Here is a 24,884-nt window from a genome sequence, read left to right on the forward strand (position 1 = left end):
TCAGTTGAGGTCCATTTATATGCTTTTGGTGTGAAGGGCGGACTTGCCTTTAGGTTCAATGTATTGAAAATTGATGGATTTTTAGAATTTACTTTGGGGGTTGCCCCGGAATGGGACATAAAATTGAATGCTGGGTGGAAGATCACAAAGTTGTGTGATTTTCACCCATCAACAATACCTATCCTAACCCTAAATTGCCTCATTAGCTCCCCACACCACACGTGATTTCGGTTACGGGCCAAAAATCAGTACACTACTATATCAGAGATCCTTTTTTTCCAGAAATTGAGCAAGTTAACTCAATTTAATCATGTGGTAACAGTAGATACTGCTATGATTTTCGTTTAATTTTATCTACATTTTAGTTGGCAAACTCACACCATCGTATAACAGGATAAAGCTCCTCACACTAAGGAGCATTATATCTTTGGCGGTTCAAGAGAAATAAGCCACTCCGAAAAATCAGTTAAAGACTCATTACCACTTTGTTTCAGGCCAAACAATAAATCTTCCTGGCGCGGCTGGCCGAATACAATACGATAGAGTGCTAGTTCTCGTTTAAGCCGCTTAAACTTAATGCTCTCTTTGCTGTACGGCAATATAGGAACCCGGCGCTCAACGCAAGATGTCCCCTCTTCAAAAATCCAGTAGGGAACCAGCTCCGATTGTCCTGCTTTACGGTGACTTGCCGCAAGTGCGAAGAGCTGTGTCCATGGATCTGAGCTTTCTGCCAACGAATGAAGTGCACGCAAACCATAATGCTCAGCAATGTTCTTCCTTACTGCATGGCCCTTATAACGATGCACCCGCCCTTCACGTTGCTCCATATCGACCGGGTTTGACGGTAAATTCCAGTGCATCACCGCGTGGCACCAGGTATGAAAATCGAGTCCTTCTTGCCCGATAGAGGTGGAGGCCAATACAAAGGGGTGGAAGGGAGAGTTAAACGCATCTTTCACCGACTCCGCATGTGCGACGGCTTGATTTGTGTCGTCCCTCTGCTGGCCGTAGCGTAAAGCAAAGCGACATCGTGTGTGCAAATCGCCCCAGGAATAATTGCCCCCTTTCGTTTTGAACTCATCAATATTCAGTTGCGTGGTACGCAGCGAAACAACGGCCTGAATGCGTGATGCAATAGCCGCTAACTGCGCTTCAGCGGATTCATGTTGTAATCCCATCGACTCTAACAGTGTATGAACATACTCATCCAGCATGGCCTGTATATTGCCATCGATGCCATAGCGCAGCGTTAGCCGCCAGTAAGTGTCATCGCCAGTGCCGCGTAGTAGCGAAATGCTCTCCGCCAGGTTGTAGAGTGAGCGAAATCCAGAAGCGATCTGTGCTGCCCCGGATAACATCTCTGCTGAATCGGCTGCCAGGCCATTGTCGATGCGATTGAGCGCCCGTAGGGCGCACGTACCGGGGCTAGCAAGAGCTAAGTCACAGAGCACTTCAGCCAGGTCATCAGGGCGTGGGCCGAGGGAGATCTCGCCATTTGCCATTTGGATAAAAAGGTCGATATGTTCCTGAAAGTTTTCGGCACTCTCATTTTTCGTTGACCCTATGTACCAGTAATGTTCGCCCTGCCACCAGTCTGGCGTTTCGGTACGAGCATCCAGTAATGCCGGTGCTGCCCAATACCAGCGCTCGTCCACACGCGTACCCGGCTCACCGTTATCCAGAGTTTCAAGCAGTGCTTCACATTTAGCCGTTGCAATCGCCCTTACGGCCTTTACACTCAACGGCTCGCTGGCATGCTGGAGGGCAATTTCAAGCGGATCAATATGGCGGGCGAGTGTCGGTGATGGCAACATCCAGGCAATAACAGGCATCCCGGAGAGACGACCATCTTTTGATGATTTTGCAAAATTGAGCAGCGGTTTTACTTTCTTTTTGAACTGACTATGTAGAATCTGGGGATCAGTACCAATCATCCGTCGTTCTGCCTCATAAGAACAAACAGTGGCAATCGCATTAGGTACCGCGTTCCAGGCGGAAAATACCAGCGTTTTAGTCAAGCTGCCTTTGTTGGCATAGACCCCACCAGGCGTAATGTAAGGTAGAGAAGGTGGCATCCATAAAAGTTGCCACATGTCTTTATCCAGCGTGTCTTCAAACAGCATTCGCATGCGGGGATTTGCAGCATCAAGGGGTTTGTAGCGCTCTAATTTCGCCTTCGACAGTAACTGAGGCTTTATTGATTTGACGAGTTTGCCCAATGTATCGGAAGGGTATTCCAGTGCTTTGTCAATAAGAGTACGTAGCTCGTAATGCTTTAGAAAATTGAGAAGGTAAGGCATTGATTTCCAGTATTCGATGATATCGCGAGCTTGTACCTCCATTGCGATAGCATCAACGGCGGCAACGTGATGAAGGTCGGAGAGCGTAATCATTGCCGGTTGTGCAACTTCTTTGGTCATCGCATCAAGCTTTTGCGTCATCGTTACCCGTTCGGTACGGCACATGACCTGTAATAAAGCGTGTTCCAGTGCTTTTTTCGTTTCTGCGGCATTTGTGGAAGCGTGCAATGCAGTACGGTGATCGAGTAAGTGCTGCTGAATACCCTTGATTTGACTGCTATCGTTGTACAAAAACTGCAATGTGCGAATAAAGTCCGCGTAGTGATTATCCCCTTCGCTTTCCTGATCGAGAGTGAACATTTTATACGGAGTCGCGGAGAGTAATAGCACGCGTACGTCCGGCTGTTCAAAGAGTGCTTTTGCCAGCAGTGCGGCTTCATCGTCACCATCAAGTAAAGCTTTAAACCGCTGAAATTCGTCAAGGATAACCAGATCGGGCTCCAGCGCTGACAAACACACTGAAGCCAGTTTACTTCTGAGTTTTCCGATTAGTGTGTAGCGCAGTTCAGAATCGTGAATTTCGCTATCCTCGTCATCATCGGCAAAGCATTCACAACCTTCTTTGAGTTGAGCGTACAGTTCGGTATCGTCCAGAACCTTGCGACGAAAATCTTTTGCCAGTTCCGTGTCAATGTCATCAACAGATAGCCGGTCTACCGTGGAATGCCAGCCAGAAAAGCCTGCTGCTGCCTGTAGCAGGTTAAGCATTCCCTTGCGTAAACGTTCACGGCGCATGCCTTTTGCTAACGGTAAATCGTACAAAATGCGATATAAGATCGCGCGTTCTTCTTTGTGACCTCCACGGCTTCGGGTGTGATCGAGAGCAGTGTTTGGTGTCAGGCTGATAAAATTTATTCTGTTTTGGCGCAGAGACCGCACCTGCTTTGGCAGAAACGTCAGGCGCGTTGAGTGTGAAAATTGCGCCTCATTACTGACATTCAGGCGTTTGATATTCTGTGCCGCAATAGCCGCATTTGAGCAGATATAAATGATGTCGATACGATCGACATTATCCTGCAAATGTTCGATAACTTTGGCGATGATGCCCCGGGCAACCATTGTTTTGCCCAGCCCCACCTCATCGGCTACCAGAAAGCGATTTTGCGGTTTATCACCGTAAAATTGCTGGAAAACATAATTTACGGTGCGTTGCTGGAAATCTTTCAAGCCCGTGAGTGGGGCAATAATACTGGGATGCTTATCGGCCATATCGTCCTCCCATGGCTGATTCAAACACGGCCCACAGTGCAAGAAAATCTTGCGGAATCATATCGTTCTTCCCTTTTCGCATATTTTCCACCAGCGCGGCGATATCGTTTAAACGCTCGGGTTCGCGGCTATAGATACGTGTCAGCTCTTCCAGAACGCTGAATTCCTCTCCACTGGCTAGCCCTGTAAAGAAATGACCATCACCGAAGGTATTTTCGGCAAAGAAGGATTGATGCCCCGTTTCACCTATCAACATCAACAAGTAACGTAGAAAATCCTGATTCTGCATGCAGTTTTGTAAAATTATTGCATTGCGATCGGGGGGTAAGGCATCAATTGGCAGATTGAGAACGAACCTGAGCGATACGTCCGGGTGCGATGTTTTAAGGGAAAACGCTGTCAGTCCGGTAATTGCCTGGACTGAAAACTCTCCGAGTTCTCTTTTATTCTCCTTATTCGGGTCCTGTAGATTGCAACTCAACACTTCTGATACCGTTATGGGCCATGCTGTTGCCTGAACAACTCCCGGTAACTTAGGAATCTCGCCAATAAGCCACAATGCCCAGCTTTGGTCGTTTTGACCGGGGTGACCATGAAGACTCAATGCAGCTTCAGCAAGCAACGTACGCGCCTGTTCAAGATGGCATTCTGCTTCGATACGCAGGGCATCGGGCTCAAACAGCTGGCCAGGGTCAAAATCTTGCAGATAGCTTCCCATCCCGTCGCTGCCAATGAGGTCATCAATAGTGCCCGTGTGCTTTTTCTTACCCTTGAGCGAGACTAAAATTTCGCAGTTTGTTTTCCCCAGTAGCGCCGCGCTGGTGGCGTTCGCTGAGCCCAGAACCAGTTCGCTGTCTCGGCCATTTTCAAACAGATAAGCTTTGGCATGCAGACCGGAGGCAATGATTTCATCAGGTGAGCTCTCGTCGTGCATCTGCCCTTCTGCTGCGTCGTCAAGATGAAGCTGGTGCGTGAAAAGGTTGAGCGTCTCTTTACTCAAAGCGAGCAGGGTGTCAGGACGTGAAATCAGGGCATCAGCTTGTTGGCAATGTTCCACGATGTGGCACAGGGCCTCATCGGTGCAAAACGGTGATATAACCACCGCACGATCCGCTTCGGGTGGCTTCCAGTCGTAACCTTCTCCGGGCAGGAAAAACGCGACCTTATCAAAACCAGCGGGACATTCCCATTCAACATACAACAGTTCATCTGCGAAGCGCTGCGCCTGCTTCCGGCGATGTTTCGCCATTTTTCCCGTCGCCCGTTTGGGCAATACGGAGAATAAATGCACCAGTGCTTTATTGGCACTTTGCTTACGTTTTACAGGGTAGCCGTCCAACTGCAACGAGAGGTCCCAGGACGAATCGGTGGTTAAATTTCGGCTCAGTACTACCAACCGGTACATCACTTCGTCTGTTTCAGGATTGATAAAACGAATCGCCCAGATTTTGGGGTGAAAGACCCCGCGGCCTTTGGCTTTTGATTCAACAATCATATCTTCAAGCAAACCGAACAAGGGATTAGGCTTGAGCTTTGTGGGAACTTGAATGCGACCTTTTTGAACGTACACCGTGATACGTTCGGAATAACGACGAATGGCTTCAAAAATGGATAGCGGATCCTGAGCGCGATTGCTGTCGGTTGCCGTGAAAGCCAAATAGACCGGTGCCTGTAATAAAAATACCGGGTCGAGTGAAAAGCTGGTTGCGATGGCTTCGTCAAACACCATGCAGGGCGGAGAGGTCAATGCCGAAGTATATAAACTGCGATTGTTGGGGTTTAGCATTCTTCTCTCCTGAGACCGTGCGCCAGATCGTTAAGTATTATCTGGACGTTATGCCAGCGATAGACCAGCCGCAGGGTTCCCGCATATCCACTCCATTGCTCCAGTGCACGTCTGTTTTTAAAGCGCGAACGCGGACCTTTGAGGGCTATTTCGCGGGCACGGATAAGTGCACAGGCTTCTTTACTGGTGAGTAATGTCCCAGAGGATTGTCGGATCAGTGCAATCCACTGCTCCACAAAGCGGCGAGTTTTCAGGCTAATGCTATAGCCAGGCCCGGCAGTAAGTTCCCACATGCGGTCGAGTGGCCAGGTAGCGATCTTCTCGCGAACCGGTTCGGCAAACCAGGCGACGAAATTGTCACGGTGTTGAGACAGAAGGTCGTTATCTGCTCGTTCTTTGGCAAGCAAATAGTTATATAGCAATGCTGCGCCGTGCATCGTATAAGAAAAAAACCGCGCGTGGGTCAGCAGTTCCTGGAGAGCGTCCGGGAATTTCGCGTAATCCGGGTGTTCCCACGGTGCGCTTACGTCTGCTGGTTCGCTATGCAGGGTTAACCATGCCAGTAGGCTGCCTTTACATGACGATTGAATACGGTCGCGAAGAAAACTGGCTTCCTGCCGTGTTAGGGCGAATGTTGCCTCATCAGGAAAGTTGGACGGTGGCGCAGGCAGGCTGGAGTGCCAGCTCTGGGCTGGTTTATACGCGCTTGTGTCGCCCATATCGCACCGATTTTTTTCATAGTATTCTCGCTCGCTGATTTCCGTGCGTGCACGATACAGTTCATCCACACGCCGATGATATTCCTCCTGCGACCACAGAATCTCGCGAATACCCCAGCGCTGCAGCCCGGACCAGTAAACGGAGCTGGGCAGGCGTTTAAGCTTCTCGCGTGAGTTTTTACCAAATGTACCGGCCGAATCTTCTTCGAGCCGGGAGAGAGTGATAATTAAGGCGCGTTCGTCACGGTCGGCCTGAGTACTAAAGTTTGCGGCGGGTATGCGTTGATTCTCGAGGTATTGGTAGATCCATGGAATAAAAAGCATGTAGCGTAAACGGGTCTGGATGGTGCTGGTTCCTGGAAATAACTGTTCAGCAAAACTATCTCGGATCGAGCCAATACCTAATTCATCACGGCTCTCTTTTTGTTGAAAGAGCGCAAGAATATTTAACGTTTTAGTCCGTGCGTCTGAATCGTGATCAAGCCAACCTAGCGCGGATACCATACCTATTTCCTTGGTTATATTTATTATCTTTTATTTTCATTTAAATACATCAACAACAGTTCGTTAATAACCAGTCCTGGACCAATACAAACGTTTCTTAGGAAACCAATATTTACTTAGCGTATGTACCAGGTTACTGATACCGCCCCCGATTCCTGGGGCGGTACAGTGGCTTTCACATCAAACTGACGGGGATTCCGACGCGAGTGAGGTTAGCAGGGCAAGCTTTGACTGGATAATCGTCAGTTTTTGCTGGTTATCACGGATAACCTGGCTTTTCGCGGTCAGCTCAGTGACCACCTGTTCCAGGTTTTGAATCTGTGGCGCAAAAAAAGCGAACATTTTTTCATCTGAACTCAGCACATCATAGATTTCTTTAAAGGGCTCCTTAATGATTTTCGCTAACGAGGCTTTCACTTCTTCTAACTCCCGCTCCCGCTCGTGCGCTTTATAGGCATCCCATAGATCGGAGCCTATCGTAAACGCAGCACCCGCCGGGCCAGCCCATTTAGTAATACTTCCGGCCAGTTTTGTTGCCTGCCAGGGCTTAAATTTATAAACATAGCCAGTTAATTTGCCAATCGTGTCGCGTGCAGCAAAAATGGTTGTTTTGAGTGTTGCCGGGTTAATTTTTGACACGCCCTTAAAGACTCCGCCCAAAGAACGAAATGCACCTTCACTCAGGCCGCTTAAAAAGCTTTCGCTGGAGTTCAGCTGACGCGTAATGTCATCCGATAAGCGCTGCGTGACGATTGATGACTGATCGAAAAAGCGATCGACAGACATCTTAATGCGCAGGTGAAGTTTAAAACCAACCCCCTCTTCCGTATATCCCAACTCATCATCCATAAACGGGCGGATATCTTCCAGGCTGAGCGGTCGCAGCTGGCCCATGAGCTGTTTTTCCATCAGGTTCAGCTCTTCAAATAGCTCACCGGCCAGCCGTTTAACCTCGGTACGACTCTGCCTAATATCGTGACAAAAGCGGCGCGTATCCTCTTCGTTTTTTTCAACAAAAGCGTTCAGTTCACTGAGCTGTAAATGAGCCAGCGTAACGCGTTGATTAACAATATCCTTCACCACGTCCATGCCGGTTTTCGCCAACAGCACTTCGGGGACATTGGCTTTCAGAATTTCAGCAGCAGTTTTTTTGAGATCGTTAATGCGCGAGCGGCTTTCGTAATGTTCAGGTTTGCCGAACCAGAACGGCAGGCCACGACCATTTGGGTTAGAGGCAATGCAGACGATCTTCAACCGTTCGCATTCCGCCGTGTTGAGGTTTGCGGCGCGCTGTAATTTGCCTTTCAGATTCTCTTTTTTAATCGCCGCCTGCTCTTCAAACAATACCTGGTTCGTCAGGTTAGCCACTTCATCCATTTTGTTAATCACAAAGATGGTTGAAGAAAGTTTATTCAGGTCACGTAAAACCCATTTAACGATGTCGCTGTGGCTCTCTTTGAGCGGGTTGGTGGCATCCACCACGTAAAAAATCAGGTGCGCTTCAGAAATATAGCGTTTGGTCAGATCTTCATACATCACCTGCTTACCATCGAGTTCGCGCTCTTTATCACCAAACAGTCCCGGCGTATCAACAATTTCACATTGCCCCGGCAGTCCTTCCGGTTTGTAAACGCTTAATCGATCGGAGGACTCATCCATGGAGATGTTCATATCCTCCATAACCTTACCCAACCAAGCGGCGATAACACTCGTTTTCCCGTCTGAAAACGCGCCAAGCAACGCTATACGCAGCACATCAGATTCAACGGCGGTAATGGCGGAGGATATTTTTTGTAGATCATCACCAATATCTATCTCCATTTCACCCAGCGCCTCTAACATACCGCGCAATTGTAACAGCGAATCAATGGCCGCCTGTTTCTCAATACTGAATTGCTTGAATTGTTCCATAAGGCATTTTCTCTAATTGGTTTTTTAATCGAGTGATTCGCGTGATTTGCGTTTCAAAAATGGTAATTGGCTGCTGCAAGGCACTCTGCATGTCGTTCACTTTCTTCAGTAGGCCAATCTCAAGTTCCTTATTTATGGTCGCCACCAGCTTGCTGGCTTCATCTGCAACGCCGTCCAGAGCCTTCTCCCTTGCGCCATCCAACTTGTCACGAACGTTTCCCTGCGCTTTGCGAATTTTTGATGCTTTGCTGGTAAAAAAGCCGATCACCGTCATCACCACGCCGACCAGCGCACCAGCAATGGCACCAATCGCCGTTCCAACAATTGGGAATGCACTACCAATTGTGCCACCCGTCATCGCATAGCTGCCAATTTTGAAGGCCATTGAGCCAAAATCGCCTAACCCCAGGTCGTACCCCAACACCATATCCTTGCCAAAATCGAGACCACCACTACACGTAAAACCGACCCGTTGTTGAAATTCCACATGCTTGATATCTTCCAGTAGACGTTCCACCGCATGCAGCATCTGCTGCTGCAATACCTCCACAGCCTGTTCCGTATCCTTCAGCATGTCTGCTTCAACGCCGGTGCGTCGCGTTTTAAACTCGCGCTGAATCCGTTGCGAAATCGCGTCGCTATCGCCGAAATCGTCTTCGACGATAGCGTCACTAGCCTCGTTCAACCCGTTAAAAAAAGTATTCCATCGGTTGCGGCGGTTATTCACAATACGCCGTTCAAACTCAGCAATCGCATTCCGGAACGCGGCACGGCACTTATCAAACTCTGGCTCTGCACCTTTCAGGAAGGTACGGTGTCCGGCTAACTGTGTTTCCAGCACCTGTAAGTATTGCCCCAGCATCTCACGGACTTTGCCTTTGTTGCTTTCGACAATATCCTCCCGGAAGGTGGCAACCTTATTTCTGATTGTCCGGGCTACGGCATCAATTTGGCTAAATGCCCGCATTTCCAGAGGGTCTGGGAACACCGAAAAGTACTCCTGCTGCGATACCGCCAGATTATGCTCCCGGGAGGGATGAATGGTCGTACTTTGCGTGCTGTCGTCATACGCCAGCGCTGAAAATGCCAGCATTCCCTGCACGCAATGCCCCTCCAGCAGTACCTCCGCCCCTAATACCGGAGCCAGAACATCAACGGTCTGGCGAAGCGTATTATCAGCGCCGCTCTGACGGCAAAGATCCTCACGATCTTCCTCAAACTCATAGTCATCAGCATAACCGCGCGCGTTGATCAGCGGATAAACCTGAGTACCATATTCCAGATAGGATTTGATCTTCCTGGCAGTCGTCGTTTCGGGTTTTTTATTGGTACCGTTGACGTAAACCACCAGATGCGCTTGCGCAATGGCTTCTTTAACCAAATGTACATAGTGGGACTCATTACCTTCAATGCCTGGCACATCGATCAGCTGGAAGATTTTATCATCGATATGTAAGTCATAGTGGGTGTTGCCTTTGGTAAAATCCGACTCACCAGTGCCAATGATTAAACCGTCGACGCGCTTTGACGTATTTTTTAATTTTTCCGTTCGGATGACAGATTGAGTAAGACGCGACAAGCTTTGATCCAGCAAGTGCTGAATATCGATAGCCGGTTTGCACACCTCGGCCAACCGTTCTGGATCATTCTCTGCTAGAGACAGTGTGCTGCTCATTGTTAGTGACCCGCCAACTGATTAAGCAACACCACCGCACCACCAGCCCCTACAAACAAACTGACAATGGCGATCGCCAATAACGTTAAACGCGCTTTTACGTGCGTTTGCCGCTGCAAAATTTTCAGACGAGACTGGCTTTCGTTTTGTTCGATAAGCAGGCGCGCTTTACTCGCCTCTTCTTCCATTTTTAACCGTAAGGCGCTTTCATTGGCGATAATTTGCTGCAGTCGCATGGCGGAAAAGCTGATGCTGCTAATTTTATCGACCACATCGCCGTAGACCCGTCCAACGTCCTTTCGTAACTGCGTTAAGTTTTCGCGCAACTCTTGCTCCGCCTTATGCAGATCATTTTGATTATTTTGTAGCAGCTGTCGGCGGGTGGTTTCATCGAACAAGATTCTCAAAGACTCAATAATTGTACTTTTTCCAGCGTTAGTTTCGCCAAAAAAAGCAAGGGTAAACTTGTCCCATTCGGCATGTTGCTGTAGATAAGCCAATTTCTGATTGAAAGTATCCTGCAGAATCTGTAGTTGCGCCGTCATAGCATTAAGCTGCTTTTTGCCATCTTCGTTTTCAACATGAAGCCCTGCAATATCAGCTAATGTTTGCTCAATGTTACGCCCTACGTCGGCATAAAGCCGGTTGAAGTCCTCAGCGGTATTCATTTTTAATCTCATTAATGTTCTATTTTCACCGGTTTGCTCAGATACATAGTCTTCCCGGCAGGCTTGTGCAGCATTACTTAACTTGAAGGCAATCTTAGCGTTGAAGAAAAAGTAAAACCACTTCAATTGCAAGGAGATATTGACCGGATTATCACGTATCAACTTTTGTATCAGATATCGGCCTGTAAGGGTTAAAATGATAAGATCGGCATCGCTTAATCCGCATGGTGCTCGCCTGAGGGCATCGAAGACTTAGCAGTTCAGAGGGCACGGTGACATGCTAAAGTCGTGGACCATACACAGTGATTTCAGCGTCAGGAAACAAGGGCGAGCTTAGATGATCGGTACAACTCCCTACCATGCTAAATATTTTGCGCATGAGCTTTCTATCCTCCATTCAAACAATGGCGTGGATCGTCTTTCTCAGTCATTGTTTGATGCCAGCGTTGATCTCAACCCTCACCAAATTGAGGCGGCGTTATTTGCTATAGAGAATCCTTTAAGTAAGGGCGTGGTACTTGCCGATGAAGTCGGCTTGGGTAAAACCATCGAAGCGGGATTAGTACTTTGCCAATACTGGGCAGAAAGGAAGCGAAAACTACTGATCATCTGCCCAGCGTCTTTACGTCGCCAGTGGGCAAGTGAACTAATTGAGAAATTCAACTTACCTTCACAGGTATTGGATGCAAAGACTTTCAGCCAGCTTCAAAAAGAAGGTGTCTATAACCCTCTAAATAACAAATCGATAACAATAATGTCCTTCCACTATGCAGCCAGGTTAGAAGAGAAGCTGGTAGCTGAAATGTGGGATCTAGTGGTAATTGACGAAGCTCATAAACTCCGGAATGCACACCGCGACAGTAACAAGATGGGACAAGCATTAAAACGCGCGCTTTGTGGCCGGAAAAAATTGTTATTGACGGCAACGCCTTTGCAAAATTCGCTAATGGAACTGTACGGCATATCGACACTTATTGATGAGCATACTTTCGGCGACCCTAAGGCTTTCAGAAAGCAATATATGCAGACAGACAGTGATATGGTGGAGCTGAAAGGGAGACTGGCGCACTTTATCAAACGAACATTACGTAAGAATGTACTCGAGTACGTCAAGTATACGGAACGTAAAGCTATCACAATCCCATTCTATCCAAGTGAACAAGAGCATGAACTCTATGAGCGTGTTCAAAATCTGCTGGAACGTGAGGATAGCTACGCGCTGCCTAAGCGACACAGGCATCTGACAGGGCTTATTCTCAGAAAACTGCTTTCGTCGAGTACGAAAGCAGTTTTGAATAACTTACAGATACTTAAGATTCGTCTTGAGAAACTAAAGCACAAAGGCATCGTTGAAGATGAGCTAGATATCATTCAGCAGATTATTGTTGATGATGATCTTGAAGATGACATCGTTGAAGGTGATGAAATATTCAACGCTGATACAGAGCACAAAATTATCGATCTAGTAGCACTTCAGGCTGAAATCAATGAGCTTGAGACCCTCATCTTCAAAGCTGAACAAATTGGTGTTGATACTAAAACAAAGGAGTTACTCCTTGGCCTGGAGCAAGGTTTTGCACAGCTTGCAGAAATGGGGGCAGCAAAAAAAGTCATCATCTTTACAGAATCGATGAGAACTCAGCAATATCTTGCTCACTTCTTAGAAAATCATGGTTATCTGGGTAGAGTGGTTACTTTTAGTGGTACCAACAACACGCCGCAGACAAACCAAATTTATCAGCAATGGCTTGAAGAATATCGTGGTTCTTCTCGCATCACAGGTTCGGCGCAGATTGATAAACGTTCGGCATTGATCGACCATTTTAAAGATCATGCTGAAATTATGATCGCTACTGAAGCAGCAGCGGAAGGGGTTAACCTGCAATTCTGCTCGTTGCTGATTAATTACGATTTGCCATGGAACCCTCAACGCATTGAACAAAGAATTGGTCGTTGCCATCGTTACGGGCAAGAGTTTGATGTGGTGGTTATTAACTTCCTTAACCAAAGAAATCAAGCAGATCAACGTGTTCTGGAATTGTTGACTGAGAAATTCAATCTTTTCGATGGTGTGTTTGGGGCATCAGACAGTGTTTTAGGCAGCATTGAAAACGGCGTAGACTTTGAAAAAAAAATTCAGTCCATTTATGAGTCATGTCGGACACCTGAAGAGATTGAGGCCGCCTTTGAAAAACTGCGAAAAGAGCTTGAAGACGAAATTAACCTCAAGATGCAAAAGACTCAAGAGCAGCTACTCGAGCATTTTGATGAAGATATTCACGATGTTCTAAAGATCAGGCTTGATGAAACACAAGAGCGCTTAGATAAGGTTGGCCGCTGGTTTTGGGCGGTGACACATTACCAACTTAAACATTGTGCCAATTTTGATCATGAGCATCACCGTTTCACATTGTGCGAGCCAGTCAACGGGTTACCAGTAGGGCAGTATCAATTACTACGCAGAAGTATTAACCAAAAAAGTGAGTTACAAAGGCAAGAACATCATAGTTTTGCGTATCGCATCAACCATCCTCTCGGTGAGTATGTGATTGATAACGCCAAAAGGCTAGATACGGAGATGGCAGAAGTCATCTTCAATTACAGTGACCATGCAACGAAAGTTTCCGTTGCTGAGCAACTAAAAGGACAGGCGGGTTGGTTGACGCTGAACTTGCTTACTGTAGATGCGTTTAACACACAGCAGTTTTTAGTCTTTACGGCAAAGACCGATCGCGGGCAAATAATAGACGGTGAAGCATGCAAGCGGTTGTTTCAGATTGCTGCAACACCAGGCGATAGAGAAAGTATGTCTGCAGAGGCGAACACATTGCCCGATGACCTGCTCTTACTCAAAAAGAGACAAATCGATGCCCAACTTGCTGAAGTCATGGAGCAGAACAATGCCCTCTTTGAACTAGAAAGAGATAAGCTGGAAAAATGGGCAGAGGATGTGATGTATGCTGCGGAAGAAGCGTTACGCGATACGAAAATGCAAATCAAGTCTTTGAAGAGAGATGCAAGACTGGCACAATCCATTGAAGAACAAAAACAAAACCAGGAAAGACTAAAACAACTGGAGCGACAACAGAAGCGCCAGAGAATGGAGATTTTTGATATTGAAGATGAAATATCAAACAAACGAGACCTGTTGATCAGCGCCCTTGAAGAGAGAATGAAGCAGAAAACAGAGATCGCAGAATTGTTTACCATTCGCTGGAAAGTTATTTAATTGATTTATAAGAGAAAACAATGAGTAAATACAACGAATTAGTTAAGAAACTTAAAGAAATTTTTCAGATTGATCGACCAGAGTTGGATTTCGGCATTTACCGCATTTTGAATGCCCGCGCGGATGAAATTAATGATTATCTTGAGAATAAACTGAAGATTAAGATTCAGTCATCGCTTATGGATGCTGGCAATGCTAATAAAGCAGAGTTAGAACAACAGTTGCATCTCGCAATCAAAGCAGCGACAGATGCAGGTTTTGAACCAGCGCAAAGCCCTAAAGTCAAAGAACTTAAAAAACAGTTAATGTCTATGGCAACGGGAGCTAACGAGCATGAAAATACCGTCTTCTCTCACCTGCTAACCTTCTTTTCACGTTATTACGACAATGGCGATTTTATCAGCAAGCGCCGTTACAAAGGCAATACTTATGCCATTCCCTACGCAGGTGAAGAAGTCATGTTGCACTGGGCAAATAAGGATCAGTACTACATAAAAAGTGGAGAAAATTTCTCCAACTATACATTTAAATTAACTGATGGCCGAAAGGTTAGTTTTAGATTGCTAGCAGCAGACACAGCTAAAGACAATCGTAAAGAAAATAATACGGATCGCCGCTTTAAACTCATAGAACCACACGTCCGAACTATCTTAGATAAAGATGGAGATGAATACGAGCAATCCTATGAACCAGTTGAAGAGATCAAGTCAACATCGATTGTAGATGGGAAGACTGTTGAATCCGCAGAGTTGATTATTCACTTCGAATATAAAGCGGTAACAAAGGGAACTAAGCAAGATGCTTTAGTACAATCAGCTATTTCCACTATTCTTGAAAACAAAACTGTTCAGCAACATTGGGCAGAACTGACTAAACGAGCACCAACTGAAAAAAATCCCTCTCGAACAGAATTAGAACGTCATCTTAATACTTATACTCAACGTAATACCGCAGATTATTTCATTCACAAAGATCTTGGTGTATTTTTAAAAAATGAATTAGATTTCTATATTAAAAATGAAGTCATGAATCTCGATAATGTGCAAAATGCAGAAGTGTTTTCAAATATTGAGAGGCAGCTTAGAATGATCCAATGCCTGCGCAACGTTGCAATGGATTTAATCACTTTCTTAGCTCAGCTAGAAAATTTTCAGAAAAAACTTTGGACAAAAAAGAAATTTGTTATTCAATCTGATTATTGTTTGACTTTAGATTTGGTTCCGGCGAAATTTTATAAGTCTATACTCAACAATGAAAAACAAATTAATGAATGGAGGGGAATATATAGTATTCAAAGTGAGAGCGTGAATATTGATTTTCTTCATGAGAATAAATTCCTTGTCATCGACACAAGTAATTTCGACGATGAGTTTAAGCGCAACCTACTGAATTCATTGGAAAAAATAGATGATCTATGCAATGGCCTTTTATTGCATACTGATAATTACCATGGCCTAAACTTAATACAGAAAAAATTCGATAATAAAATAAAGTGCGTTTACCTTGATCCTCCTTATAATACTGATGTGAGTGCAATTCCTTACAAAAATAACTATAGACATTCGTCATGGGCCACGATGATGAACGACCGTCTAGCACTTGTCCAAAAAACAATGACACCAGCATCTGCATGCTATATAAGTATTGATAAGAATGAAAGAGATTCATTAGTAGGTGTAATGAATCAAGTTTTTGGAGAAGACAATAAGGCTGAAGAGTTAATTTGGATTCAAAATACTAATGATGGTCGAGCTAAAACTTTCTCGACTAATCATGAATATATTGAAGTATATGCCAAAGATATCAAGGCTGCGGAAGAGGACTACTCATTATTTAGAGAGCCTAAACCAGGTTTTGAACAAGTTATGCATCTGATAGCTGAATTGAACCCAGATTTCCCTTCAGTTTGCCATATAGAAAATAAGCTAAAAGAGTTATATAAAAATAATAAAAACTCTTTTAAAAAGAGAGTTGAGGCTGAAGGTTTAGATTATACACAAGAGAAAAGAAATGACCCTTGGAATGGGGTCTATCAATATAAGTTTGCAGAATATCGTGATCAAGAAGGGACCTATGTAGAAGAGGAAAAGGCCCGAGAGAAAAATGCAAAAATATGGGTGTTCCGTGAAAGTGATTGGACAATTATGGAGGCCGACCAAAAGCAATCGGGAACGACCAAGGATCCTAGCCATCCAAATTATCGTTATTATCGTCCTTATCATCCAGTTACAGGTAAGCCTGTCGCTATGCCTTCTCGTGGTTGGAAGGGTACACAGTATATAGACCCAAAATATCCAAAACGTAACTCTTGGGAATCTTTGATGAATGATCATAGATTAGCCTGTGGACCTGATGAAACGAAAGTCCCGCAACAAAAACGCTTTTTGCATGAAGTAGAAACTAATGTAGCAAAAAGCATTATTGTTGATTATTCCGATGGTGAAAAAGAAACTACCAACCTTTTTGGCGTAAAAGGAATATTCTTAGCCCCTAAGCACACTAATTTTGTGAGTAAATTTGTTCGCCAAGCGACCAGCCAAGGAAGCTATGTTCTTGATATATTTGGTGGTTCTGGTAGCACAGCTGGCGCTGTAATAGAATGTAACAGGGCAGATAATCTTGATCGTAAATTCATTTTAATGGAGACTAACACCTATATTGATTCGACCATTTTACCGCGCATTAAAAAGACTGTATTCGCTTCAAAGTGGCGTAATGGTAAACCAGAATCTAACGATGGGATTTCACTTTGCCTAAAATTTCAACGACTGGAAAGTTATGAAGATACACTAAATAACTTAGAATTAAAGAAGCCAAAGGTCGATCTTTTTGACAATAACCCAGAGTTTAAAGAGGACTATCTCCTTAATTATATGCTTGAAGTTGATAGTCGTAGCTCATTGCTTTCAACTGATGATTTTAGAAATCCATTCGATTATATGATGAAAATTGCTGTCGATTCAGCAGGGGCCTATGAAGAGCACAAAATTGATCTTGTTGAAACATTCAATTATCTTATTGGCTTACATGTTAACTCTATTGAATCCAATGTTGATCGTGGCTATGTCCGAGTAGAAGGAACGCTACCAACAGGAGAACATACGCTAATCCTGTGGCGCGACTGCGATAAAATCGGTTATGAAGAGTTGAATAAATACGCCAACCGATTTGATTTATATGCAAAAGAAAAAACATTTGATGTTATTTATATCAATGGCGATCATAACCTACCAACTGCATTTACAGTTGATGAAGAAGACGGTGAAATCGTCCGTAGTTTGAAAATTCGCCAGATCGAACCTGAGTTCCTAAACTTAATGTTTGCTGAGGAGGCTTAAGAATGGCTAAAAAACCTACTACCGGAAAAGCCATCAAAAAGCAAACCAACAGCAAATTAAGTTTTCATAAGCAGCTGGTTTTAAATCGCTTTATGTTCCGTTTTTTTAAAGACGGTACACTGCATGGTTTGAAAATCCGTTTAGGTGAAGACCGATTTGAAGGTATTCATGAAGATGGCCAAAGCCTGTTCTTCCATGAGTTAAGTAACTACTTATTCGAGGTCGATCTCATCGACCTCGATGAATTACGTCGCTACGATCTTAATATTGTTAAGCACTGGCAACAAATAACAGAGCATCGTAATCTTAAAGAAGATACAGTATTGAATATGAAATATTTTCAATACCTGTCTCTTTTGTTTACTGAGATCTATCTCGATTGGTACTTCAATCGTAAACAAGAATTACTTGATGGTCTTAACAGTGAACTCAATATATACAATGCTGAAAATAATGAAACAGCAAAGGATAGAGCTAATCAGTTTAAATCATACATCCTGGATGATTTGAATAAACTGGCATACTGGAATGCTACAGGTTCCGGTAAAACATTGTTATTACATGTAAATATTTTACAGTACCTACATTACTATCAGAATGGTAATACTCATCATTATCCTGATAAAATCATCCTGCTTACGCCAGACGAACGTCTTTCACAACAACACTTGGATGAGTTGTATAATTCTGGATTTTCCCACATTCAGTTGTTTGATAAGAACAAATCAGCTCCGTTTAAAGGTACCGTTGAAGTTATTGATATCAATAAACTTGCTGATGACATGGGTGATAAAACCGTTGCTGTTGAGGCATTTGAAGGCAACAATCTGGTTCTAATTGATGAAGGTCATAAAGGAACAGGGACTGCTGCTGGTGCCTGGATGCGTCGTCGCGACAAATTAACACGAGACGGTTTTGCATTCGAATACTCGGCTACTTTTGGACAAGCAGTATCTGGCGGAAATAATGTTGAAGCTGTCGAAGCCGAAATCAAAAAGAAAAAAGCAAAATTACTCTTTGAGACAACTGCATTAGGGAAACTGTCTGCTGAGCAGTTAGAAAAATTAGAGCTGACCTCAGAGGAATTACGTGATGCGCGTATTCAGGCCACAAGAGAAGTTTATGGTAAATCAATTCTATTCGACTATTCCTATAAATTTTTCTATGAAGATGGCTATGGAAAAGAGTCTCTGATTCTTAACCTTAATCCCAATGAAGATAAAAAAGATGAGCGTCGCTACGAATACTTCACTGCTTGTTTACTCAGTTTTTACCAGCAACAATATTTATTCAATAAGAATAAAGATAAGTTAGGCGAATTCAACATTGAAAAACCATTATGGGTCTTTGTTGGCAACACTGTCAGTGGTGAAGACTCGGATATTCACGCAGTACTGCGTTTTTTAGCATGGTTTTTAAACAATGAAGTACAAGCAAAATCATGGATTCGGGATCTTGTTGAAAATAAAGCCAGAATTCTGGATACCAAAGATCGTAACATCTTTGAAAAACGCTTCACTGCTCTAATAAATGGACCGGAAGATATCTATTTGGATATCCTTGCTCGCCTGTTTAATACCACACATTCTGGTCAGCGGTTAAGAGTATTAAATTTGATCGGAAGTAAAGGTGAACTTGCATTACAGGTCGGTGAAGCAGAACCTTTTGGTTTGATCAATATTGGCGATTCACCCTCTCTTTATAAAATGTGCGAGGAAGATACGACGTTCGATTATCAAAGAGACGATTTTGCCAAGTCTCTGTTCCATACGTTGAACGATAAAGATTCCCAACTGCATATCTTAATTGGGTCCCGAAAATTTACTGAGGGCTGGAGCAGTTGGCGTGTATCAACTATGGGTCTACTCAATATGGGGCGTGGGGAAGGCTCACAGATTATTCAGCTTTTTGGTCGCGGGGTACGCCTGAAAGGTCGCAACTATTCTTTAAAAAGAAGCACACCAGGAGAACGTCCTAAAGGACTGCATCTGGAGAAATTAGAGACACTGAATATTTTCGGTGTTCGTGCTGACTATATGGCAACATTTAAACAATATCTCGAAGACGAAGGAATAACGCCAAGTGATGAGATCTTAGAGCTAAATTTTGAAACCCGGCCAAACATGCCTAATACAAAGCTTAAAACACTTAAGCTCAAAGATGGCTACAAGGATAATCAAAAAAACGGCTTCAAGCGTGTTTACTTTCCTGAGCTTTATGAGGTTCCTGCTGAACTGCAAGGCAAGATAAAGCATCCACACATCAAACTCGATTTATATCCTAAACTTGAGTCGATTGATACGAGCAGGAAGGGTGACAATACACCTGTTAATGTCAGAAACGAGGCTAAATTAGATTATAAAGTAATCAGTGCGTTTGATTTTGATCGTCTTTATCTCGCTATTCAGGCCTATAAACTACAGCGTGGATGGTCAAATTTACGTCTGGATAAACAACGGTTGATCGATTTTTGCCTTGGAAAGGCGAATATCGCAAACAATTGGTACACGCTTTCGATTCCGGCATCGGAGCTCGAAATTAAGCAGTATTCCGATATTGCTAAGCAAGAAGATATTATGCTTCGCCTTCTGACTGATTATACCGACCGCTTTTATAATGCATTAAAGAATGCTTATGAAGGTCAATTCTATGAAATAACTCAAGTCAATGAAGACGATCCATGCATGATCAAAATGTATCACTTTGAAATTGAAGAGTCTGATGACGGTCTGGATTATACAAAGCGACTTGAGCAATTGCAGCAAATCGTCGCTCAAGGTGATATTGGTAAAGCTAAATCCTGGAACGCTCCCGGCATGATTGCTGTAACCTTCGACAAGCATCTATATTATCCTCTTCTTTCAATTGAGAAAAATGCTGATTTACCGCTAAAAATGCGTCCAACCGCCTTTGATGCACCGAGCGAAATTACCTTCATTAAGGATTTACAAGAATTTATTGAAACACCAAAAGGTCAAAAAACCATCGGCAATAAGAGCTTATACTTGTTGCGCAATGCTGATTCCAAAGCTAAAGGCTTAGGTTTCGCTACTGCGGGTAACTTCTATCCTGACTTTTTATTGTGGCTAGTTGATGATGAAAGTGGGAAGCAATGGTTAAGCCTGATTGATCCAAAAGGTATTAGAAATCTGAATCTTGACGATGCTAAATTTGGCTTGTACAAGGAAATAAAAGAGCTTGAGAAGAAATTATCTGATGATAAATTAAGCCTAAGTGCGTTTATTATTTCTGAAACTCGTTTCGTTGATTTAATAAATGTATCCGAACCTAAAGATAAAATTGAAGAACGTAACGTACTCTTTATAGAGGATACTGGTTCTATTTATCTGGAGAAGCTTTTCAAAAAGATGGTTGCTTAACAACCATTCTTCTTGCCCCATTTCTTATTTAAGATATGGGGCAAGCATCACAACCAATGTGCAGGAACTTCTAAATCGAAAGCTCGTGATACATGATTCAGTGTGTTCATTATTTCAGCATGCCTGGATTGATCTATAGGCTGGCCAGCCTTTCGCAGCTCAAGTAGTTTTTGCAACTCCGGGAGAGAGAACATTTCTAATTTATAAAAATTACTCCACGTTGCTTGACCAAAAAGATTATAAATGGTTTCCGTACTATCTCTTTCACTAGCAAGCCTTTTCTCACCCGAGATTTTTGTTAATGCATCCTCTGCTTCATCTTTATCTTCGTAAGTGTTTAGCAATTTCATTATAATACTCATATTTATAATAACAGTCCACAGAATATACCATAACTCATTATATTCTTTCAATATTGAATATATTACATCAACGATAATCAGTATAAAAATAGCCATCCGAAAAAAGATGGCTTAATAAAAGAATTTGTCTAAACCTGACGCCTCTCAAGGCTATTATAAATTGCCTCAATCTCGCCCTTCAGGTTATCACCGCAATAAACCATCGATGTATCGTATCGTTCATATCGCGCTTCACGTGTCGCACTAAACCAGTTGAATGATCCCACGCACAGCAAACCATCATCACCAATAACAATTTTGCTATGAACACGATTGACCAGTTTTGTCGCAATACCAAGGGCGTTCAGTTTCTCCAGCGCCGCTTTGAGGTTCTGCTGCTTCTCTTTTCGCTTCTCAAAATCATTATGTTCAGTGTTGTAGCTTCTGTCAGTGACTACCGTGACGTTAATACCACGTGAACACGCCGCAATCATGGAATCAAGAAAACCGGTTTGCTCCAGCTTTTGCCAGGTCAGCCATGGAGAGACTATCGTGATGTGTTTACCGGTATTTTCAAACGTCTGATTCAGGAAATTATCATGCTGCTCCACACCATGGAGTGTGTAGATTTTGGTCTCGGAAGTTTTTAAATCCTCACGCTCTTTATAGTCAAAAAAGAGTGCATTTTTCTCTGACTCAAAGAGATATTTTGCCAGTAATCCCCGCGGAGATGAGGCTGGCTGGATCTCAAACAGGTCCATATCGCCGAAGACAAGGAAACTGTCCTTAGCTCGGGAGACAGCAACGTTCAGCATGCTGTTATCGCTATCAATAAACGTGCCGTCTTCATGCTTTGAATAGACTGGCGAGAATATAACAATCGCTCTTTCCGCCCCCTGAAGAGAATGCACGGTGCCTACTGTAAGCGACTTTTCATTCGCGCCTGCGCTGATGCCTTGTTTATCCAGCGTCTGTTTGATGGTCGATACCTGCGCACTAAAAGGCGTCACGATACCGACAACTTCATGAAGCGATTTTCCGTAATGCGCTTCAATACTTTGCTGGTTATCTGTCAGCCAGGCCGCTATCGTTTCAGCCTCCAGCAAATTATATCGGCTTCCGCTACTTGCCAGCTCTCCTTTACCATCAATATGGAGATAACCCATTGCGGGCATTAAATTGCTCTCTTCACATCCTCTTTTAGGCAACAACTTACCGTGATAGCAAAGCGTATTGCAGTATCCAATAATATTATCGAAGCACCGGCGGTGTTCATATAAGTACATGCCACGTGCCAGTTCGGGATCATATTGATAGCGTGAAGCACACTGCGCTATTTTCATGACGCTGCCAGATGCGGCGCTTTTACCAAGCTCTGCGATTGCCGTATATTTCTCAGTAATCTCTTCTTGCGTACTGCCTGACAGAATTTTATCCGCCAGCATGTTACCTATATCAATAGCGGGAGTAATACTCCATATTGGCGGGATCTGTTCCGTATCACCAATCACTAATGCCTTTTTAGCCAGAGCAAACGAAGCAGCAGCCACTTCAGGAAGCACCTGCCCGGCTTCATCGACAATGAGTAAATCGGCAAAATCATATAAATAACTTTTCTCGAATTTACGTTGTCCTTTGTGTTCACTTATCTGCATATTGCCGGGCAGCATATAACAGGTCATGACCACGCATGGGGTAAGTTTCATTCGGCGTTGCCAGCGAGCGGCTACTCCTTTAGCACCTTTCTTGCCCTTTTCTTTCTGCAGATCATCAATGCTGGCCATATCCATCAACCAACGACCTTCCCAGTAGTGGGTCGCCAGTAAGAATGCAGGGAAGCGAATCTGCGTATCAGCCAGCTCATCTGCCTGTGAGAAGCTCAGTTCCTCGCCCCCCTCATACCCTAAATCAAGTGCCAGCCTCTGCCATTCCTGAGCCGCCTGCTGTTCTTTAAGAACGATTTCATGCGCGGAGTCAATCTGCTGCCGGTAGGTTGTTTGCTCGCGCTCGGCGGAATTAAGTAACCTATCGATATTACGTTCGATAGTTTCAGGATCCGACCATTGATTCCTCGCAATCAGCGCACCTAATTTATCTTCGAGAAACAGTTGTATTTGGTACTGCCGCTTACTGCGAACCGCTGGTAGCCATGAAAATAATGGATAGATCAGTGATTCACTGGCCCGATATTTTTTCCATTCCGCTTTAGCACTTTTTAGTAGAGTGACTTTTTGTTCTTGCCCGACAAATAATTTATTTAAATTATCGAGATATTGCTTAATGTCGTTAGCAATAAGCTCACGCGCTGCCCGAACCTGGCTTAACGTTTGCCATGTTGTGTTCAGCCTTACCAGTTGTTCGGATTTTGCTGCCAACTGACCATGCAGGAGTTCAATAACCTTTTCAGGGGATGAACACTCTTTTTCAGGAAAGGCTGCCTTAGCTTTCTCCAGATAAAACAGCAGTGCATCCTCTACATACTCTTTTGACTCAACCTGGTTGAAGAAATCTTCAGTTTGATATTTTTTGGCGGCCTCGGCTTTACGAGTGCTTGAGGGAAAATAAGCGCCGAAGCTTTTCAGCTCTGGCAACCATCGTCCGGCCATTGCACCAGTGCCCTGGGAAAAATCTTTCCCGAACGCCTCGATAATGTTCGTTACAGCCTGGTTATTCGTTGAAGTCGCGATAATAACCGGAGGTTCCGCTTTTTCGAGAGCCGCTCGGGCCCACTGCGTGGCGATGATAGAAAGCACCAGCGTGGTTTTTCCGGTTCCCGGGGGACCATTAACGGCAAGGATATCGCCATGCCTCGCATCCAGAAAATGGCTTAAGGCATCGCGCTGAGCCTTTGCCAGCGGAAACTTATCCCCGGAGTGTCCAAGTCTGTCGCTGAATTTTGCTTCCGGAGGAAGTAATGACTCTGCAGCATGAACCTCTCGCGAGGCGAAGCGATTGAAGAGCGGCACATCCTTTTTGCAAATAAGCAGGTGATCATAAAGCGAAAGGATATGGAAACTGGCGCCGCCAGATTGCGCCGTTTTAACAATATAACCGTGCTCAGCGAGTTCATATTGCTCGGGATTTTTAATCCAGTCGCCGACAACGTTCTTCAGTAGCCTCTCTGAATCATCCAGATATTGACGCCAATCCTGCTGCCAGGCTGCATATCGTGCTTCTCGTTCTTCATCCGTTTCGGCGGTCTTATCAACACCGTCATCAAAGTCGATAGAGAATGAGGTATGTGTCGTTTTATATTTATCATACTGCCCAATCTCACCAATTGAAAATGCCCCTTTTGGCAAAGGTTCAAGCAGGTCTCTGGGAATGGAGGTCGCTGGCGTCGGATATAAAAAACCTTCACGGCTCAACAGGGCTGGCGTCACTATCGGGGTAACAATATCAGGCGCACCAGCGGAATGGTCCTTTCCACGCTGCAGTAACCGGAAATAAACCTTTGGCCGCAAGATGACATCGACTGTTTCGACGTCGTCTTTTTCTCCCTCAAAAAATTTACCGACGATCGTTTCGTCAAGACGTCCCGCCGCTATCCCATGCCAGTGAGTGAAATTTTTGGCATCTTTGCGTTCAAAACTGCCCTTTCCTGACTCAGCATCTGCCAGCGAATTGCGCCAGTATGAGGCAAACCCTAAAGCATTGTCATCCATTACCAGTCCTATGTTTCAATGAAACCCATTGATTTATCGAATATAAAATCACCGTATGGATAACTATTGTCCACGTTGAAAGGCTGGCTGCAATGTTTT

General features: G+C 44.3%; 11 protein-coding genes. 3 read left to right on the forward strand and 8 right to left on the reverse strand.

Annotated features, from left to right (window positions below; translation table 11 throughout):
* Window positions 1-419: 419 nt before the first annotated feature.
* The 6 genes from LCS67_RS19360 to LCS67_RS19385 form a co-directional block, all read right to left on the reverse strand.
* On the reverse strand, window positions 420-3,569 hold the full coding sequence (locus tag LCS67_RS19360) for a helicase-related protein (RefSeq protein WP_000763887.1): 3,150 nt from the start codon (window positions 3,567-3,569) through the stop codon (window positions 420-422).
* Window positions 3,559-5,355 (reverse strand): phospholipase D family protein, encoded by a 1,797-nt coding sequence (locus LCS67_RS19365; protein WP_000933952.1) that lies wholly within the window; start codon window positions 5,353-5,355, stop codon window positions 3,559-3,561. The genes LCS67_RS19360 and LCS67_RS19365 overlap by 11 nt, the downstream gene beginning before the upstream one ends.
* A complete protein-coding gene (locus LCS67_RS19370) occupies window positions 5,349-6,578 on the reverse strand; it encodes a DUF6361 family protein (RefSeq protein WP_024146610.1) in 1,230 nt (409 codons plus the stop codon). The genes LCS67_RS19365 and LCS67_RS19370 overlap by 7 nt, the downstream gene beginning before the upstream one ends.
* Window positions 6,579-6,758: 180 nt before the next feature.
* On the reverse strand, window positions 6,759-8,489 hold the full coding sequence (locus LCS67_RS19375; protein WP_000434625.1) for a LeoA/HP0731 family dynamin-like GTPase: 1,731 nt from the start codon (window positions 8,487-8,489) through the stop codon (window positions 6,759-6,761).
* On the reverse strand, window positions 8,461-10,164 hold the full coding sequence (locus LCS67_RS19380; RefSeq protein ID WP_024151736.1) for a membrane protein: 1,704 nt from the start codon (window positions 10,162-10,164) through the stop codon (window positions 8,461-8,463). Before LCS67_RS19380 ends, LCS67_RS19375 begins: the two co-directional genes overlap by 29 nt.
* A 2-nt stretch (window positions 10,165-10,166) precedes the next feature.
* A complete protein-coding gene (locus tag LCS67_RS19385) occupies window positions 10,167-10,994 on the reverse strand; it encodes a hypothetical protein (protein WP_223617493.1) in 828 nt (275 codons plus the stop codon).
* A 175-nt stretch (window positions 10,995-11,169) separates the two neighbouring features.
* Between LCS67_RS19385 and LCS67_RS19390 the strand changes: the two genes are divergently transcribed.
* Genes LCS67_RS19390 through LCS67_RS19400 form a run of 3 tightly spaced genes read left to right on the forward strand, consistent with a single transcriptional unit; the run spans window position 11,170 to window position 20,779 of the window.
* Window positions 11,170-14,061 (forward strand): SNF2-related protein, encoded by a 2,892-nt coding sequence (locus LCS67_RS19390; protein ID WP_000580535.1) that lies wholly within the window; start codon window positions 11,170-11,172, stop codon window positions 14,059-14,061.
* Window positions 14,062-14,081: 20 nt separating this feature from the next.
* Window positions 14,082-17,399 (forward strand): DNA methyltransferase, encoded by a 3,318-nt coding sequence (locus LCS67_RS19395; protein WP_000049831.1) that lies wholly within the window; start codon window positions 14,082-14,084, stop codon window positions 17,397-17,399.
* A gap of 2 nt (window positions 17,400-17,401) precedes the next feature.
* Window positions 17,402-20,779, forward strand: a complete 3,378-nt coding sequence (locus LCS67_RS19400; protein ID WP_080097121.1) for a DEAD/DEAH box helicase family protein — start codon at window positions 17,402-17,404, stop codon at window positions 20,777-20,779.
* Between the two features lie 47 nt (window positions 20,780-20,826).
* Here the strand turns inward: LCS67_RS19400 and LCS67_RS19405 are convergent, their stop codons facing one another.
* Window positions 20,827-21,129 carry a hypothetical protein gene (locus LCS67_RS19405; RefSeq protein WP_024146607.1) on the reverse strand — a complete coding sequence of 101 codons (303 nt, stop codon included), beginning with the start codon at window positions 21,127-21,129 and terminating at the stop codon, window positions 20,827-20,829.
* Window positions 21,130-21,269: 140 nt separating this feature from the next.
* Window positions 21,270-24,785 (reverse strand): AAA domain-containing protein, encoded by a 3,516-nt coding sequence (locus LCS67_RS19410; RefSeq protein ID WP_000342547.1) that lies wholly within the window; start codon window positions 24,783-24,785, stop codon window positions 21,270-21,272.
* Window positions 24,786-24,884 lie beyond the last annotated feature (99 nt).

This window comes from Salmonella sp. A7 (assembly GCF_020181675.1).
GTDB classification, from domain to species: Bacteria; Pseudomonadota; Gammaproteobacteria; order Enterobacterales; family Enterobacteriaceae; genus Salmonella; species Salmonella enterica.